Source organism: Rhizobacter sp. (genome assembly GCA_021153565.1).
In the GTDB taxonomy this organism is placed as follows: Bacteria; Pseudomonadota; Gammaproteobacteria; order Burkholderiales; family Burkholderiaceae_C; genus Albitalea.
Map to the genome: position 1 here is coordinate 1 of JAJKJU010000041.1, position 12,900 is coordinate 12,900.

Sequence of the window (12,900 nt, forward strand, 5' to 3'; positions counted from 1 at the left end):
ATGCTCGCCATAGCCCGGGCTATGGCTGCGCTTTGCGCCTAGATCAGGCGCCTTTTGACGTGCTGCTCGGGCACGCTCGAAAAACTCTCAGCCTCTGAGGCTGAGCTGAACCTCTGAGGTCACACGATGCCGAGCCCACGCGAACTTGCCACCGCCGCACGAGCCTTCGAGGCGCGCCTGAGCGGTCTCGATGCATCGGCCGACCCACAGTGGCGGGATCATTTCGAAGGCGTGTGCGGCGCGCTCCCTGCGACCGTCACCGCGCCCGGCTCGCGTCGCGGCCAGCTCGCCGTCTTCGAGGCGCTCTGCGGTCCGGTGCCCGATGTCGAAACGCTGCTCACCCCCGTGGGCCGATGGACACTGCTGCCTCGTAAAGAGTTGCTGTCCCGCTTGTGCGCGCTCGCGCTGGCCCGTCGCCCCGGCATTCTGCGCTCGTGCGTTCGACGAACTGCCAGGCTCGCACTCGCCGACATGGTCGGTCATGCGTACGAGCCGTTGCGAGATCTGCCCTTCACTGGCCCCAACGTGCCTGGCCAGGTCGCTGAACGTCCTCCGATCGATTGGGCCATCGTCGGCTACCAGGATCTGACATCCCGACGCCTATGGCCTGACAGGAGCATGCGCCGGCTGGCGAGGTTCGCATTGCCGCGCGTCGCGGCACGTCACATCCTGCCGCCCGAGACGCACAACCGCCTGCCAGACACGCTTGACACGGTGGCCAGGGTCGAACCCTGGTTCGCCTAGGAGAGCAGGACATGTGGATCTGGGTTGCTGCAGGCGATTTTCAACTGGGTGCCGAGAACGGACTGGTCAAGCGTGATCAACTGAAAAACTTCGCCGACTCGGCGCAGTTGCTCAACACGCTGGGCGATGAACTCAAGCGCGCACGCGAAGAAAGCCAGTCCCGTGCTGACGCGGTCATCGCTGAGGCCGAAGCCCAGGCCGCGACCATCGTCAGAAATGCACAGGCGCAGGCCGCATCCATCGTCAAAGAAGCCCACGCCAAGGTGCAGTCCAAGATGGAGGAGGCATACCAACAGGGCCATGCCAAAGGCACTGCCAAGGCGCTGGACGACTGGCATGCGAGACGCCTGGACCAGGCACTCGAACGCGCGTCGGCCGTGGAGCCCCTGACGCAAAACCTCGCCAAAGTGGTTGCGACCGCGATCGATCGCATCATTCGAACGGAGTCGATGCAGGCTCTGTTCGAGAAGTGCCTGGCCCAGGTATCTGACCTCCTGCGCGGCTCGACGTCGGCCATGCTGCGTGTGAACGAAAGCGACAAGGCTGCCGCGCTTGAAGCCGTGCGACGGGTGCCGCAGTTGAACTCATCGCGCGTGGTGCTCGATGTCGTATCGGATCCGTCGCTGCCCCCGGGAAGCAGCGTCTTCGAATCGGACGTCGGCGTCCTCGATGCGAGCCTGGACGTTCAGCTCGCGGCGATTCGCGGCGCACTCGACAAAGCGCTCGAGCGGCTGGGCATCGAGGACCATTCTGACGATGCAGACGAGGCCGGTTTGCATCCGCACAACCATCCCGCGGAATCCAATTTCGGCGACGACGACGACGACGACGACGACGACGACGACGATGACGATGACGATGACGATGATTTCGACGACTACGACGACGAGGATGATGAATCGTGAGAGCAATCAAGCACCTCACCTCGCTGATGGAGTCGGAAGTCGCCTCCGTGCCGCTCGTGCGTCGCACCGGCAAGGTGGTGGAAGTCATCGGCACCCTGATGAAGGTGACCGGCCTCGACGCCAAGCTAGGTGAACTCTGCGAGCTGATCGACCACGCGGGCCGCGTCGTGCAGACCGCCGAAGTGGTCGGCTTCTCTGGCGGGCGCAGCATCCTGTCGCCCTTCGGTTCCATCCTCGGCGTGGGCGCCGGCAGCCGCGTGGTGGGGCTCGGTGAGGTTCTGTCCGTGCCCGTGGGCAAGGGCGTGCTCGGCCGCGTGGTCGACAGCCTCGGCCGCCCGATCGACGGCAAGGGGCCTGTCAGAACCACCGAGCGCCGCCCTGTATTCGCGCTGCCACCCACGCCGATGGAGCGCGAGATGATCGAGCAACCCTTGTCCACCGGCGTCAAGATCATCGACTCCCTGCTCACGCTCGGCGAGGGCCAGCGCATGGGCATCTTCGCTCCTGCCGGTGTCGGCAAAAGCACACTCATGGGCATGCTTGCACGAGGCACCGCCTGCGACGTCAGCGTCATCGCCCTCATCGGCGAACGGGGTCGCGAAGTGCGCGAGTTCATCGAGATCATCCTGGGCAAGTCGGGCATGGCGCGCTCGGTCGTGGTTTGCGCGACTTCCGATCGATCGTCGATCGAACGCGCCAAGGCAGCGCATGCAGCCACGGCCATCGCAGAGTACTTCCGCGATCAGGGGCTCAAGGTGCTGCTGATGATGGACTCGCTCACCCGGTTTGCCCGCGCTCAGCGCGAGATTGGCCTGGCTGCGGGCGAACCGCCGGCGCGGCGCGGTTTTCCCCCATCGGTGTTCGCGGAGATTCCACGGCTGCTCGAACGAGCAGGCATGGGCGCCACGGGTTCCATCACCGCGCTCTACACCGTACTGAACGAGGACGAGTCCGGCAGCGACCCCATCGCCGAGGAAGTCCGAGGCATCCTCGACGGCCACATGATCCTGTCGCGCAAGATCGCTGCAAAGAATCAGTACCCTGCCATCGACGTGCTGGGCAGCCTGAGCCGTGTGATGTCGCAGATCGTGCACAAGGATCATCAACAAGCGGCGGCCAAGTTCCGGCGCCTGATGGCGAAGTACGACGAGATGGAGATGCTCGTCCAGATGGGCGAGTACAAAGAAGGAGCCGACCATCTTGCCGACGAAGCGGTGGCGAAGATCGACCATATCCGCGACTTTCTGAACCAGGCGACCGATGACCTCTGGGATTTCGACGCATCCATCGATTCAATGGCAAGCGTCGCACTGGGATGAGCAAAATCGCCTCATGGCGTACCTTGCTGCGGATCAAGGAACGCAAGATCAAGAAGCAGGAAGAGGTCATCCAGCGCTCGCGCGAGGAGCTGGCCGCATGCGAGGCATCGCTGGACGCTGCGAACCAGGAACTGCAGCGCGAAAGCGAGCATCGCGACACGTTCAAGTTCGCCTTGCGCGATGCAATGACGGGCACGAAAACCTTCAGGCCCGATTTCGTCACGACGCTTCGCTATCACATCGACGACGGCGATCGAAAGGTCGAGAAAGCGCAATCCATCGTGACTTCCGAGGAGGTGCAGGTCGTCTCCGCGAAGGATGCACTGCAAGCCGAGCAAATGCTTCTCACTCGATTGGAGCATCAGAAGAAAACGATGCAAGAACAACTCGACAAGGCCATCCAGGCGCGTGAGAACGAGATCGAAGACACGCAAGACGAAGACGCTGAGGAAACGGCCGTCGCCCGGCTGGTCGCCGCGGCTGCCGCGGACAAAGGAGACTCCGATGCCAGATGGACTTGAACGTTGGGCAGACCTCGTCAACTATGGTGGCGAGATTCAGTCGATGCTCGCGCTGGTGTCCCTGTGTTCCGCGCGTTTGCTCGCCGCGATGATGGTGCTGCCGCCTACGTCGAGTTCGGCGATTCAGACGATGACCCGCAATGGCCTCGTGGTCTGGCTCGGACTATTCGTCGCCTGGGGCCAAACGCTGGACGTGGTGCGCGACATATCCGTGCTCATGCTGGCCGCCCTGCTTCTGAAGGAAACGCTCCTCGGCCTGCTGATCGGCTTCGCCACGGCGACGATCTTCTGGACGGCCGAAGGCGTGGGCTCGATGATCGACAATCTCGCGGGCTACAACAGCGTGCAGCAGAAGAACCCGCTCAGCGAGGACCAAAGCACGCCGGTGGGCAACCTGCTCGCTCAGTTGGCGACCTTCGCGTTCTATTCGCTGGGCGGCATGATGGCCTTCGTCGGCATCATCTTCGGCTCATACCGCTGGTGGCCACTCAATCAGCCGTTGCCCAATACGCCTCAATTGCTCGAGCGATTCGCCCAGCTGCAGGTGTCACACTACATCGAGTCGGTCGCACGCATAGCAGCACCGATGCTCTTGACGCTGCTGCTCATCGACATCGGCTTCGGGCTGCTCACGAAAGCGGCCGAGAAGCTCGAACCGTCCGGGATGTCACAGCCCGTCAAAGGCGCCGTGACGATGGTGATGCTGTCGCTGCTGATCTCCGTGTTCTTCCACGAAGTTCAGGACCAGTTCTCACTACACGGATTCGAGCAAATTCTGATGACCGTCTTCCATATCGGGAAGTGAATCGGGTTGAGTCTCAGGGCCCGCGTCGCTGCCCACGTCGAGCTGATAGCCGTGCCCGTACACCGCACGAATCGAAACGCCGCGTGAAGACCCGAGTTGGAGCTTCTTGCGCAGGCGGTGCACGTGCTGCTCCAGGGTGCGGTCAGAGATATCGGTGTCCACACCCCAAACTGACGTGCTGATGGTGCGGCGCGACACGCAGGTGCCGGCACGCGAAAACAGCAACCAAGCCAGCGTGAATTCACGGCTGGTCAGGTCAATCTGCTTGCCCTTGTCGAACAGCTCATGGTTGGAATGCCGCAATTCGAAGCCGCCCATCGACATCGTGCGCTGTACCCGGCCCACCGACCGATGCCGGCGAATCACAGCCTTGACGCGCGCCACCAGTTCGGTCGGACCCGCGCTGCGCACGATCACGTCGTCGGCTCCGGCATCGAGCACGCGCTTCACGCGTTCCGCGTTGCTGTCTCCGAGTTGGATGATGATGGGCCTTCTCTCGAAAGGCTGATTGTCCCGGTTGTCCAGCCATGAAAGGATGCTGCGCTCGAACTCCGATTCGCGCAGGCAGTGAATCAGCACTGCATCGACATTGCGATGACACAGCGCTCGAATCAATGACACGTCGCTGTCAAAACGCTGCGGTGACAAGCCATGATTGGCCAGTAGTTTGTGAGCCCAACGGTAAGTTATGTCTTCTGGAATGAGGCAAGCAATGTCCATGGTCGTGCCCAGGCAAAGCGTGGATGGCGGCGCACAGTGCACTCATCTGCAACCACACATCACTTAACGCGAAAAATGCGGACACCCGGGCATTGAATGCCCAGGTTGCCAAATGGTCGTTTCGCGGTCAACTTTCAGAAAGTCGCTGTGGTTCAGCGCGTGGTGAATTTCCTCAACAGTTTCTTCAAGCCTTTTGGCTTTTTCGGTTGGGCTTCGAGCAACTCGAGCAACTGTTTCTCCTGCGCCTGGAGCGCCTTTAAACGCTGCTCGGTGTTGACCTCAACCACTCTTGTCGCTTTCGCATGAGACGTGGCTACTCCCAATTTTTCATTCAAAACCAAGATCTCGTCGCTGATACCTTTCACGTCGATGGAGGGGTCGGGGTCAACCCCGAAGTTAATCTTCTGCCTCAGAGCAATGATTTCCTCCCGCAATTTAGCCTGCGCCTTCCAGGCTTCATCATTGACTGTGCTCGCGCGTTCAGCGCTCCGACGTACCACAGCGAGGAACTGACGTGTCTCAGCGAGTTGCTCCTGAATGCTGCGCGGGTGTTCGGTCGCCACATCGGACGTGTCGATCTTGTCCGCGGCCGGGTCAGCCACCTTGCCGGCCACGTTGGCTTGCGGAGAAGCCGGCCGGATCTCGCTCCAGTCTTCGCTCAGCCGTTCTGGATTCGTCTCGAGTTCCGCTCCATGTTGTTCTGCAAGGTCGGCTTTGGCCGCTACCGCTTTCACCTCGGCTTCGGCCTCGGCCACGATTTGTCCATGGTGTTCGCCGGCATTGCTTGTCGAAGCGCTCTGAGCGATGTCTATACGTAGCTCCGCCAGCGTGGCCTGGGCACGGCGTAGGGCTTCGGCGTGACGATTTTCATCAGAGGCTTCGGGCTCGCTGACGACGCCCTCCTCGGCTGGCGGTGAGATGGACCCGCTGCCAGGCGACGAAGGCTCTTGGTCCGACACGATATCGGGTGTGCTGCGCCGCAAGGACCCTGCGAGCGACGACGTCGATCGGCTACTCTGCACCGCAGCTTCGATGAGGCCCACTACCTCTTTTGAGCGCTCATTCGCGGCATTGAGGAGCACTTGCACCTGATCGTGCTCCAGCGCGCCATCTAGATCGACCAACTCACTGATTTTTTGCGCCGCATCGTACGCGTCGCCCACGGCGACGAACGACTGTTTCGCTTCCCTAGCAAGTCTCTGTGCATTTGGCATTGCGCCGTTGACATCTGCCGCCTTTGCCGCCTTTGCCGCTTCGAGTGCCATCTCGGCATCTTTCAATTGTTTTTCCATGTAAGCTTCTTGCCAGTCGTTCGCCGTGGTGTCGCGAGATTGGCCCAGGACTTCTTTCTGCTGGTTCAGCCAGTCAACGGTGTCTTGCGCTCGTGTCACGGCAGCGTTCAAGGCAATGGCCTGTTGAGCTGCATCGAAGGCCGCCCTATAGACGACGGGCAAGGTTTCGGAGCTATCGATGAGGGTCGTTACTAATTTCGTAGCAGTTTCGACCAGGTAGTCGAAAGCCTTGTCGACCTCCGTCGCCGCAGCGAATGCGACGGACTCCGCCTCCATGACATTGAGTGCGATTTGCGTTTCCAACTGGCGCGGGGATGCCTTTGAGTCAGAGATGGGCTTATAAAGCTCCTCCACTTTCTGCTTGGCATCGTTGTATGTCTTCTTCAGCTTCCACAGCTGCCGCTTGACCTCGTCAATCCCGTCTTTGCACGCTTGGTCGAGCTTGTCCGACAGAGTGCCGTTGTTCGTCGCGGTCATCCAGCCCACGACGTTGGGGTCGAGGGGGGCTTGGTCCAAGCCCAGGGGAAGCGGCAGCCGACGGATTTCGTCAAATGCGGGCATCTTGTCCATGACTGCGAGCCACTTCTCCGACACCTTGCTGGGTGTCGTGCCGCGCGAGCGGATCTCGGCATCCCGGACGGTGTGCTCGTCGAGCTTCTTCTGCAACTCCGCTTTCCGGTTCGCACGCGCCTGCGTTCCGGATTGCTCACCCGCGAAGGGGCGCAATAGCGGGGTCGTCACCTCCATCGACAGATCGCCGCTGAGCTCAGCGCTGAGCTCACCGCTCAGGTTCAGGTCGGCCAGCTGGATAGCCCTGCCGGAGGCCGCATACATCGAGGACCCCCGCGTCAGCCTCGTTGCGGACCAGAGCGGCGAATTGGCGCCGGGAATGACGCTAGGAATGCTGGGCACCCTCCCAACTCTATGCTTGGCCAGCGGGAGGAAGGACTGCAAGCTTGTGGTCTCCGATGCAGTCTTCGCGGAGAAGAAGCCGAGCGCCGGGGATTTCGCAGTCTCTGTCTTGGCCTTTGACTTGATCTGGATATTCAGGGCTGTCCAGGCGCTGTCATTCAAGAGCAGCGCTTGGACATCCCTTCGATGGTTCGCAACCCTGGCGAGCGCGTCCTCGGCCTCGTCGTGATTACCCCGGCGCATGGCATCCTCTGCATCCCGTTCGGCCAGCGTCGCAAGTGCGCTCAGCATGTCGTAGGTCGGGCCCATTTCATCACGCAGCCGCGTGACCATGGTGACAACCATGTTGGGGCCGGCTTCTCTTTCGGCCTGCTCGAATACCTTTTTCAGGCGCTGATGGGCGCGTGCAAGCTTTTCGTGCACAGTCGCCCCAGGCACCGGGTCCTGGTTTGCTAGAAAGGTCAGATATTGGTGCTGTCGAGGACCGAATTCTTCCAGGAAGTCTTCGAAGCTTTCGAACTCACGAATCTGCTGCGTCTGCTGCGCCCACGTCGCGCCCTTGTGCGTGACCAGCCGCACAGTGCTTTCCAAACCGCTGTTCATCAGTTGTTTACGGACCTCGTAGCCCGCAATTTTGACCTGCGGGTTGGCTTTCGTATCCGGCGCCCACATGCCGAACCCACCCCGTTGGTCCTTGGAGGGCAGCAAGCTCTCAGGCATCCGAACTGCGAAACGGGCTTCGGTGCGCTGCTGTTGCGACAGCTTGAATTCCTCGATCTGAAGAGCTCCGCCTTTCTCGGTCTGGGTGTAAGTTTGGTTCTGGCTCTTTGCCGAAAGATAGGTCTGCGCTCCGTACCCGGTCGCATCATGTTGCTCGCGCGATTCCTTCTTTCCCCGTCGGAATATCCAAGCGGTCCCGACAGAGGATTCGGCCATGTTTGTCTTCTTCTCAAACTTGACAGGACCGACACTCAGCCTCTCATGCCCGTCGAGCAGGGCCTCAAGTCGCTGTCCGTCGAAGTCTTCGCGAACAAGGTCGCGCAGGATGTCGCCTACTTCGCGCCGCATCTGGTCTTCTTGCTGGGTTACACGCGGGACGCGCAAGACCAATGCATCCGCAAGCGCCCACTCCCTGGCCCCCTCCCACCTGGCGTCGAGACGCGCTCCGACACCAACCTTGTCCATGTGTGGGTTGAGTTCGTGATCGTCCATGCCCAGCATGCCGCGGAAGCCCGCGGCGAAGCCGCCGAAAAAGAGCGTCGACTCGGTGTTGCCGATGAACATCTGCATGGTTGCCCCGTTCATGCTCATCTCGACAAAGTCGTCGTAGCTGTGGGCCAATCCCAAGATAGGACTGAACATCCCCAGCGGGCCATGAGACGTGACGAACGAAATGCCCCTTCCGACGTTCACGCCCACCTCCCGAGCATGTGCTGCCCTGACCTTCTCGCCGAGAGAGAAGCGATGAGTGAGGGATCTCATTAGCCCCATTGCATCTCGGCCGCAGCGCACATCGTTGAACGTGGTGACAGCGTCGGCCACGGCCACCTCATAGCGGTTGATGTGAACGTCATCCTGCAAACGAGCCAAGGATGCAGCGGCCTTCGTCACCACGTCATTCGTATCACCTGCGCTGCTTGCCACTCCAGGGATGTGGTCGAACACAAGGCGCATCAGGCGCCCGGCGTCGGGCGACTGACTCTTGATCTCCACCCACTTCTCGCGCAATTCCTCGGGCCAGGTCGCCATGACGTCGTCCACGCTCATGGTCTTACCCTCACGCTGGGACAACTCCCTCGCGAGCTTGAATTCGACAGTCTCCAGCACGTCGATGCGCAGTGCAAGGCGTGCCGCCGATGACTGGATTCCGACGAGCGCTTCGTGCACGGCGACCGCCAAGTCTGCCATTTCGCCTTTCGCGACAGTCTGCGCGCGCTTCGCCACACCTTCGAAGTCTTCCATGGCAGCCAGCATCAGCCTGTCGCTGCGGGCGCCGATCTGTATGAGGCTCGCTCCTGGCTTGCAAGCCGCCTCGATGTCATCACGCAGGCTCAGGTGTTCATTGATGAGAAGAAGCACATGAGCCACGTTCGGATGAGTTTCCTTCATCGCATCCCATGCGTCTTTGACGGCAACCGGCAAGCACTTCATGGTCTCTGGGCCCATCGCACTTTCCACAGACTCGAAGAACGACCGGTCAAGGTGCTTGAGAGGGTCTTCGGGAAGAGGGGAATCGCGGTCGATCTTGCCCTTGCCCAGGCTGACTGCGTCGAGCACGCTCTCCATCATCCGCATCAGGAGCGCGGGGTCCCCTTCGGCTTTCTTCAGTCTCTCCGCGATGATCAGCCGCGCGTCACTCGCCGTTATGTCGAGCGTCGCAATGACTTCGGCGCGTGTGGGCAACATGGAATTGCTCCCAAGGTCTGCCGTCACGCCGCGCAGGTTGCTCTTTCTCCAAAACGTGCGCTCTCCCGCGACGGAGCTGACCCAATTGATCGCGCGCCCCGTCCGCCCGGATGCGGCCCGCGCGTTGCGCTTGGCCGTATCGGGAAGTTTCCGTCCCGTGAAGGCATCAAGTTTTTGCGAGATCCGCTCGAAAGGCGATCCGGATCCACGACTCATGATTCCGTTCTGGACCGCGCGATAGGCTATGCGCTCATCTTTCGAGGAATCTCCGGCTTCGTCAGCAATGACTCGTCCCGAATGCCTCACAGCGGCTTGCAGAAAGTTCTGCTGCGCAAGGTCGATGTTGTTCGGCAACCGCATCTCGTGTTGCATGGTCGATGCCGCGAGCAAGGCGACCCGCAGCGCTTCTACCCCCTTCGGCTCCGTTGACGCCATCGCTTCCGCAAGGAGCTTGCATCCACCTTCAAGTCCGCCGATTTCCACCGCAAGCCGAGTGAGCGGATCCACGATGCCTACGTCGGCATTAATCGCGCCCGTATCTTCTAAGGCTTTCGCAATGCCCTTCACAAGCCCTTCGCAAGTTGCATTGGACAGCCCTTCCAACGCCTTGCTCATCTGATCGGGCTTATCGCGGAACAAGCGCAGCGCGGCCTCGGCGAGGGTCTTCGAGGCAAGGACATCAGGCAACCTGATTCCATTCTGGCCCACCGCGATGCCGTTCTTGTCGAGCCTCGGAAACACCTTATTCATGGCCTCATGAATGATCTTCATGTCGCCCGCTTGCAATGACCGCAAGACCGCCGCTCGCTGTTCTACCGCGGCTTCCAACATCTTGCCCGCGGCCTCGTCATGCTTGTCCGCAAGCTCGTTCTTTATCTTGTTGACATCGGATAAGGTCTTCTGGTCGCCCGTAGCCCCAGCCTCGGCAAAGCGGATGGCCACATCAACAACTTCGACGTCTGCCCTCGTGTCGATGTAGGTATGCAGTGGCTGCAAGTCCGGCGTGGGACCATTCTCTGTTTCGGTATTGGCTCCGATGCGCGTTCGCTCGGCGAGATTCATCACGTCGGGACGTAGCGTAGCCGCCCCCTTGCTACAGCCGCCGAGAGTGAGAACGTTCTGGGCAAAGCGTTTCACCTTGTTGGCGTTGCCCTGCCGTGCGGATCTTGATTGCCCGACGGTATCTACGGACTGCCTGACCTCATCCACCACCTTGTCTTGTTCATCTGCCGTATGGTGGAACGTCCCCGGGCCATCAAAACGCGGCTCGATGATTTGTTGCCCGGGTGTATTCGGCTTTTGATTCGCCTTTACCACGGTCAACGGTCCGAAGCTCGGCATGTAAGTGCTGCGGCCCTCCCGGATCCCCTTGGCCAACGCGCTCGCTTTCGACTTGGCACTTTTTCCTGTAGTTCGGGTGAGATCGGCGGCCACAGGAAGCTTAGGCGCCTTTCCTGGGGCCCCTGCAGGGCGCGCGGTGCTTTGCGCAACGGTGCCTGCGACTGGCGTCGACGAGGTACCAGGTGCGCCTGGCGATGGGGTAGCAACGGGGGCGACGGCATTCTGCGTCTGAGCGGTGGATCGCAGCATCAGCTGTTCCTGGGTTATGGACTGGACTGAATTCTTCCAGTTAGCCCGCTTCAAAGCCGATCAAATGCGATGCGATGACCAGGAAAGCGAAATGAACGCACCAAGATCGGTCATGGCAGCGTCAGAAATCAAACTGCCTCATGCCACAGCGTCTTGCCGGGTGGTCGCAGCCTCGAACCTCGGGTCATCGCGAGAGAGCACGTCGCGCGCTCCGCAACTGCGGGCCCACATCCTCTGGGCCGGATCGGGTTGGTCCGATAGAAGGTAGACAAGCGAATCCGGGGCACACCGGCGCAGCGCCCGCGCAATCTGTGGCCCGCTCATGCCATCCGCAACGCAAGCGAAGTCGACGAATATGGCGGCGAAAGGTCGCGTGGCGGCCGCGATCAATGCTGCCTTGCCCCTGGTCACGTGGGCGGCCCAGCCCAGCTTGCCAAGCGATGCATGCACCGAGACGAGCATCGAACTTTCGGGATGGATGTGCATGAAAAGCTCCGCGGCGATGGCTGTCTTGCGAACGAAGCTCAGCTGGACATCATGCGTGCCGAGAATCTCCTGCCGGCTGCGCCCTCGATCACTGAACGCTTCAAGTGCATCGGAAATAGCACGGCACAGGTCTGCGGAAGTTTGGTGATCGAAGGCGGCACGCCTGCAAGGGCATCGCAACCACGAAGGTCCAGACGCTGAAGCTGACGAAGGCGACCCAGCGAGGAAGGAAGCACCGCAAGACTCGAGCACCTGGATAGATCGAGCACGCGAAGCTCCTCAAGCAGGCCGATTTCCTCTGGCAGTTCGTTCAAGGAACTGCACCCGCTCAGGACAAACTCGCGCAGCTGGCCGAGGCGAGAGATCGCCGGAGACACGCGCAGCAGCCGCCGGCTGCGGCTGAGGTCCAGCGTCTGGACCTCACGCATGTGCCAGAGGGTGGCTGGCAGCTCCGTTCCTTCGTAGTTCCACAGGCGCATGCTTCCCGCGCCGTCTATCGGCAACATGCCGTTGTGCAGGGGGCGGGCGGCAAGCACGCCACCCACCTTGAGCCCGTGACCGGAAGTGGCCCTGCGCCCTTCGCGTACGACCTCCGTCAACAGCGGAACGCGCGGCGAGGTAAAAAACGCAGCGCCGTCAATGACCTTGTCGTTCGCGAACGCTGGACCCCCAGGACTCTTGAGGTTCATCATGGAAATATTCCTTTGGTGAGCGCCCGTTGCGCGTTGTAGAACGACAGCACTTGCGCCACATACGCCCGGGTTTCAGGGATTTGCGGAATCACATAGCCGGCTTTGATGACGCGGCCTTCGCCCGCGTTATAGGCCGCGACCACCAGCTCAGTCCGATTGAACATGGCGGACAGATCACGCAGGTAGCGCACGCCGACGTCGATGTTCACTGCGGGGTCGCGCAGCGCAGCGGCGCTCATCACGCCGTAGCGCTGGCCTGTGGCCGGCATCACTTGCATGACGCCGATGGCTCCTTTGGGCGATATGGCCTTCGGGTTGCCTCGCGATTCGGCGTGAATGACTGCATGAACGAGCCGATAGTCCAGGCCATAGCGGTGGCTGGTCTGTCGCACGATCCCGTCGAGGTCCTTCGACACCTTGGGCGCTGCGATCGCCGGTCCTTCGATGATGGTCATCTCGGGCTGGGGCTGGGGCTGGGGCTGGGGCTGGGGCTGGGGCTGGGGCTGGG

Annotated in this window: 11 protein-coding genes; 6 read left to right on the forward strand and 5 right to left on the reverse strand. The window is 61.2% G+C overall.

What is annotated here, in order from left to right:
- The first annotated feature begins 126 nt into the window (after nucleotides 1-126).
- Genes AC30NL_RS03005 through sctT form a run of 5 tightly spaced genes read left to right on the forward strand, consistent with a single transcriptional unit; the run spans nucleotide 127 to nucleotide 4,294 of the window.
- A complete protein-coding gene (locus AC30NL_RS03005; RefSeq protein WP_489462532.1) occupies nucleotides 127-744 on the forward strand; it encodes a type III secretion protein HrpB4 in 618 nt (205 codons plus the stop codon).
- A gap of 11 nt (nucleotides 745-755) precedes the next feature.
- Nucleotides 756-1,649 carry a hypothetical protein gene (locus AC30NL_RS03010; RefSeq protein ID WP_489462533.1) on the forward strand — a complete coding sequence of 298 codons (894 nt, stop codon included), beginning with the start codon at nucleotides 756-758 and terminating at the stop codon, nucleotides 1,647-1,649.
- A gap of 5 nt (nucleotides 1,650-1,654) precedes the next feature.
- Nucleotides 1,655-2,968 (forward strand): type III secretion system ATPase SctN, encoded by a 1,314-nt coding sequence (sctN, locus tag AC30NL_RS03015; protein WP_489462542.1) that lies wholly within the window; start codon nucleotides 1,655-1,657, stop codon nucleotides 2,966-2,968.
- Complete coding sequence (locus tag AC30NL_RS03020; protein WP_489462534.1) at nucleotides 2,965-3,489, forward strand: hypothetical protein; 525 nt, start codon at nucleotides 2,965-2,967, stop codon at nucleotides 3,487-3,489. The genes sctN and AC30NL_RS03020 overlap by 4 nt, the downstream gene beginning before the upstream one ends.
- Nucleotides 3,473-4,294 carry a type III secretion system export apparatus subunit SctT gene (gene sctT, locus AC30NL_RS03025; RefSeq protein ID WP_489462535.1) on the forward strand — a complete coding sequence of 274 codons (822 nt, stop codon included), beginning with the start codon at nucleotides 3,473-3,475 and terminating at the stop codon, nucleotides 4,292-4,294. Before AC30NL_RS03020 ends, sctT begins: the two co-directional genes overlap by 17 nt.
- On the opposite strand, the gene AC30NL_RS03030 is transcribed toward sctT, so the two are convergent.
- Together AC30NL_RS03030 and AC30NL_RS03035 are read right to left on the reverse strand one after the other, a co-directional pair.
- Nucleotides 4,244-5,014 carry a response regulator transcription factor gene (locus AC30NL_RS03030; RefSeq protein WP_489462536.1) on the reverse strand — a complete coding sequence of 257 codons (771 nt, stop codon included), beginning with the start codon at nucleotides 5,012-5,014 and terminating at the stop codon, nucleotides 4,244-4,246. The two genes, sctT and AC30NL_RS03030, sit on opposite strands and share 51 nt — an antisense overlap.
- Nucleotides 5,015-5,166: 152 nt before the next feature.
- The gene (locus tag AC30NL_RS03035) at nucleotides 5,167-8,637 is read right to left on the reverse strand and encodes a hypothetical protein (protein WP_489462537.1); all 3,471 of its coding nucleotides are present in this window, start codon (nucleotides 8,635-8,637) and stop codon (nucleotides 5,167-5,169) included.
- Between the two features lie 660 nt (nucleotides 8,638-9,297).
- Between AC30NL_RS03035 and AC30NL_RS03040 the strand changes: the two genes are divergently transcribed.
- Nucleotides 9,298-10,053: a hypothetical protein gene (locus AC30NL_RS03040; RefSeq protein ID WP_489462538.1), complete on the forward strand. Its 756-nt coding sequence runs from the start codon at nucleotides 9,298-9,300 to the stop codon at nucleotides 10,051-10,053.
- 1,299 nt (nucleotides 10,054-11,352) lie between these two features.
- On the opposite strand, the gene AC30NL_RS03045 is transcribed toward AC30NL_RS03040, so the two are convergent.
- The 3 genes from AC30NL_RS03045 to AC30NL_RS03055 form a co-directional block, all read right to left on the reverse strand.
- Nucleotides 11,353-11,700 (reverse strand): hypothetical protein, encoded by a 348-nt coding sequence (locus AC30NL_RS03045; protein WP_489462539.1) that lies wholly within the window; start codon nucleotides 11,698-11,700, stop codon nucleotides 11,353-11,355.
- A 38-nt stretch (nucleotides 11,701-11,738) separates the two neighbouring features.
- Nucleotides 11,739-12,392 carry a leucine-rich repeat domain-containing protein gene (locus AC30NL_RS03050; RefSeq protein ID WP_489462540.1) on the reverse strand — a complete coding sequence of 218 codons (654 nt, stop codon included), beginning with the start codon at nucleotides 12,390-12,392 and terminating at the stop codon, nucleotides 11,739-11,741.
- Nucleotides 12,389-12,900 (reverse strand): lytic transglycosylase domain-containing protein (locus tag AC30NL_RS03055; protein WP_489462541.1); only part of this gene is annotated, 512 nt, incomplete at its 5' end. The genes AC30NL_RS03055 and AC30NL_RS03050, both read right to left, overlap by 4 nt.

Bases quoted from the DNA above. Each gene is read 5' to 3' on its own strand.
- AC30NL_RS03005 (WP_489462532.1), top strand. From the start codon at position 127: ATGCCGAGCCCACGCGAACTTGCCACCGCCGCACGAGCCTTCGAGGCG.
- AC30NL_RS03020 (WP_489462534.1), top strand. From the start codon at position 2,965: ATGAGCAAAATCGCCTCATGGCGTACCTTGCTGCGGATCAAGGAACGC.
- AC30NL_RS03010 (WP_489462533.1), top strand. From the start codon at position 756: ATGTGGATCTGGGTTGCTGCAGGCGATTTTCAACTGGGTGCCGAGAAC.
- AC30NL_RS03050 (WP_489462540.1), bottom strand. From the start codon at position 12,392: ATGATGAACCTCAAGAGTCCTGGGGGTCCAGCGTTCGCGAACGACAAG.
- AC30NL_RS03030 (WP_489462536.1), bottom strand. From the start codon at position 5,014: ATGGACATTGCTTGCCTCATTCCAGAAGACATAACTTACCGTTGGGCT.
- sctT (WP_489462535.1), top strand. From the start codon at position 3,473: ATGCCAGATGGACTTGAACGTTGGGCAGACCTCGTCAACTATGGTGGC.
- AC30NL_RS03045 (WP_489462539.1), bottom strand. From the start codon at position 11,700: ATGCACATCCATCCCGAAAGTTCGATGCTCGTCTCGGTGCATGCATCG.
- AC30NL_RS03040 (WP_489462538.1), top strand. From the start codon at position 9,298: ATGAGCCACGTTCGGATGAGTTTCCTTCATCGCATCCCATGCGTCTTT.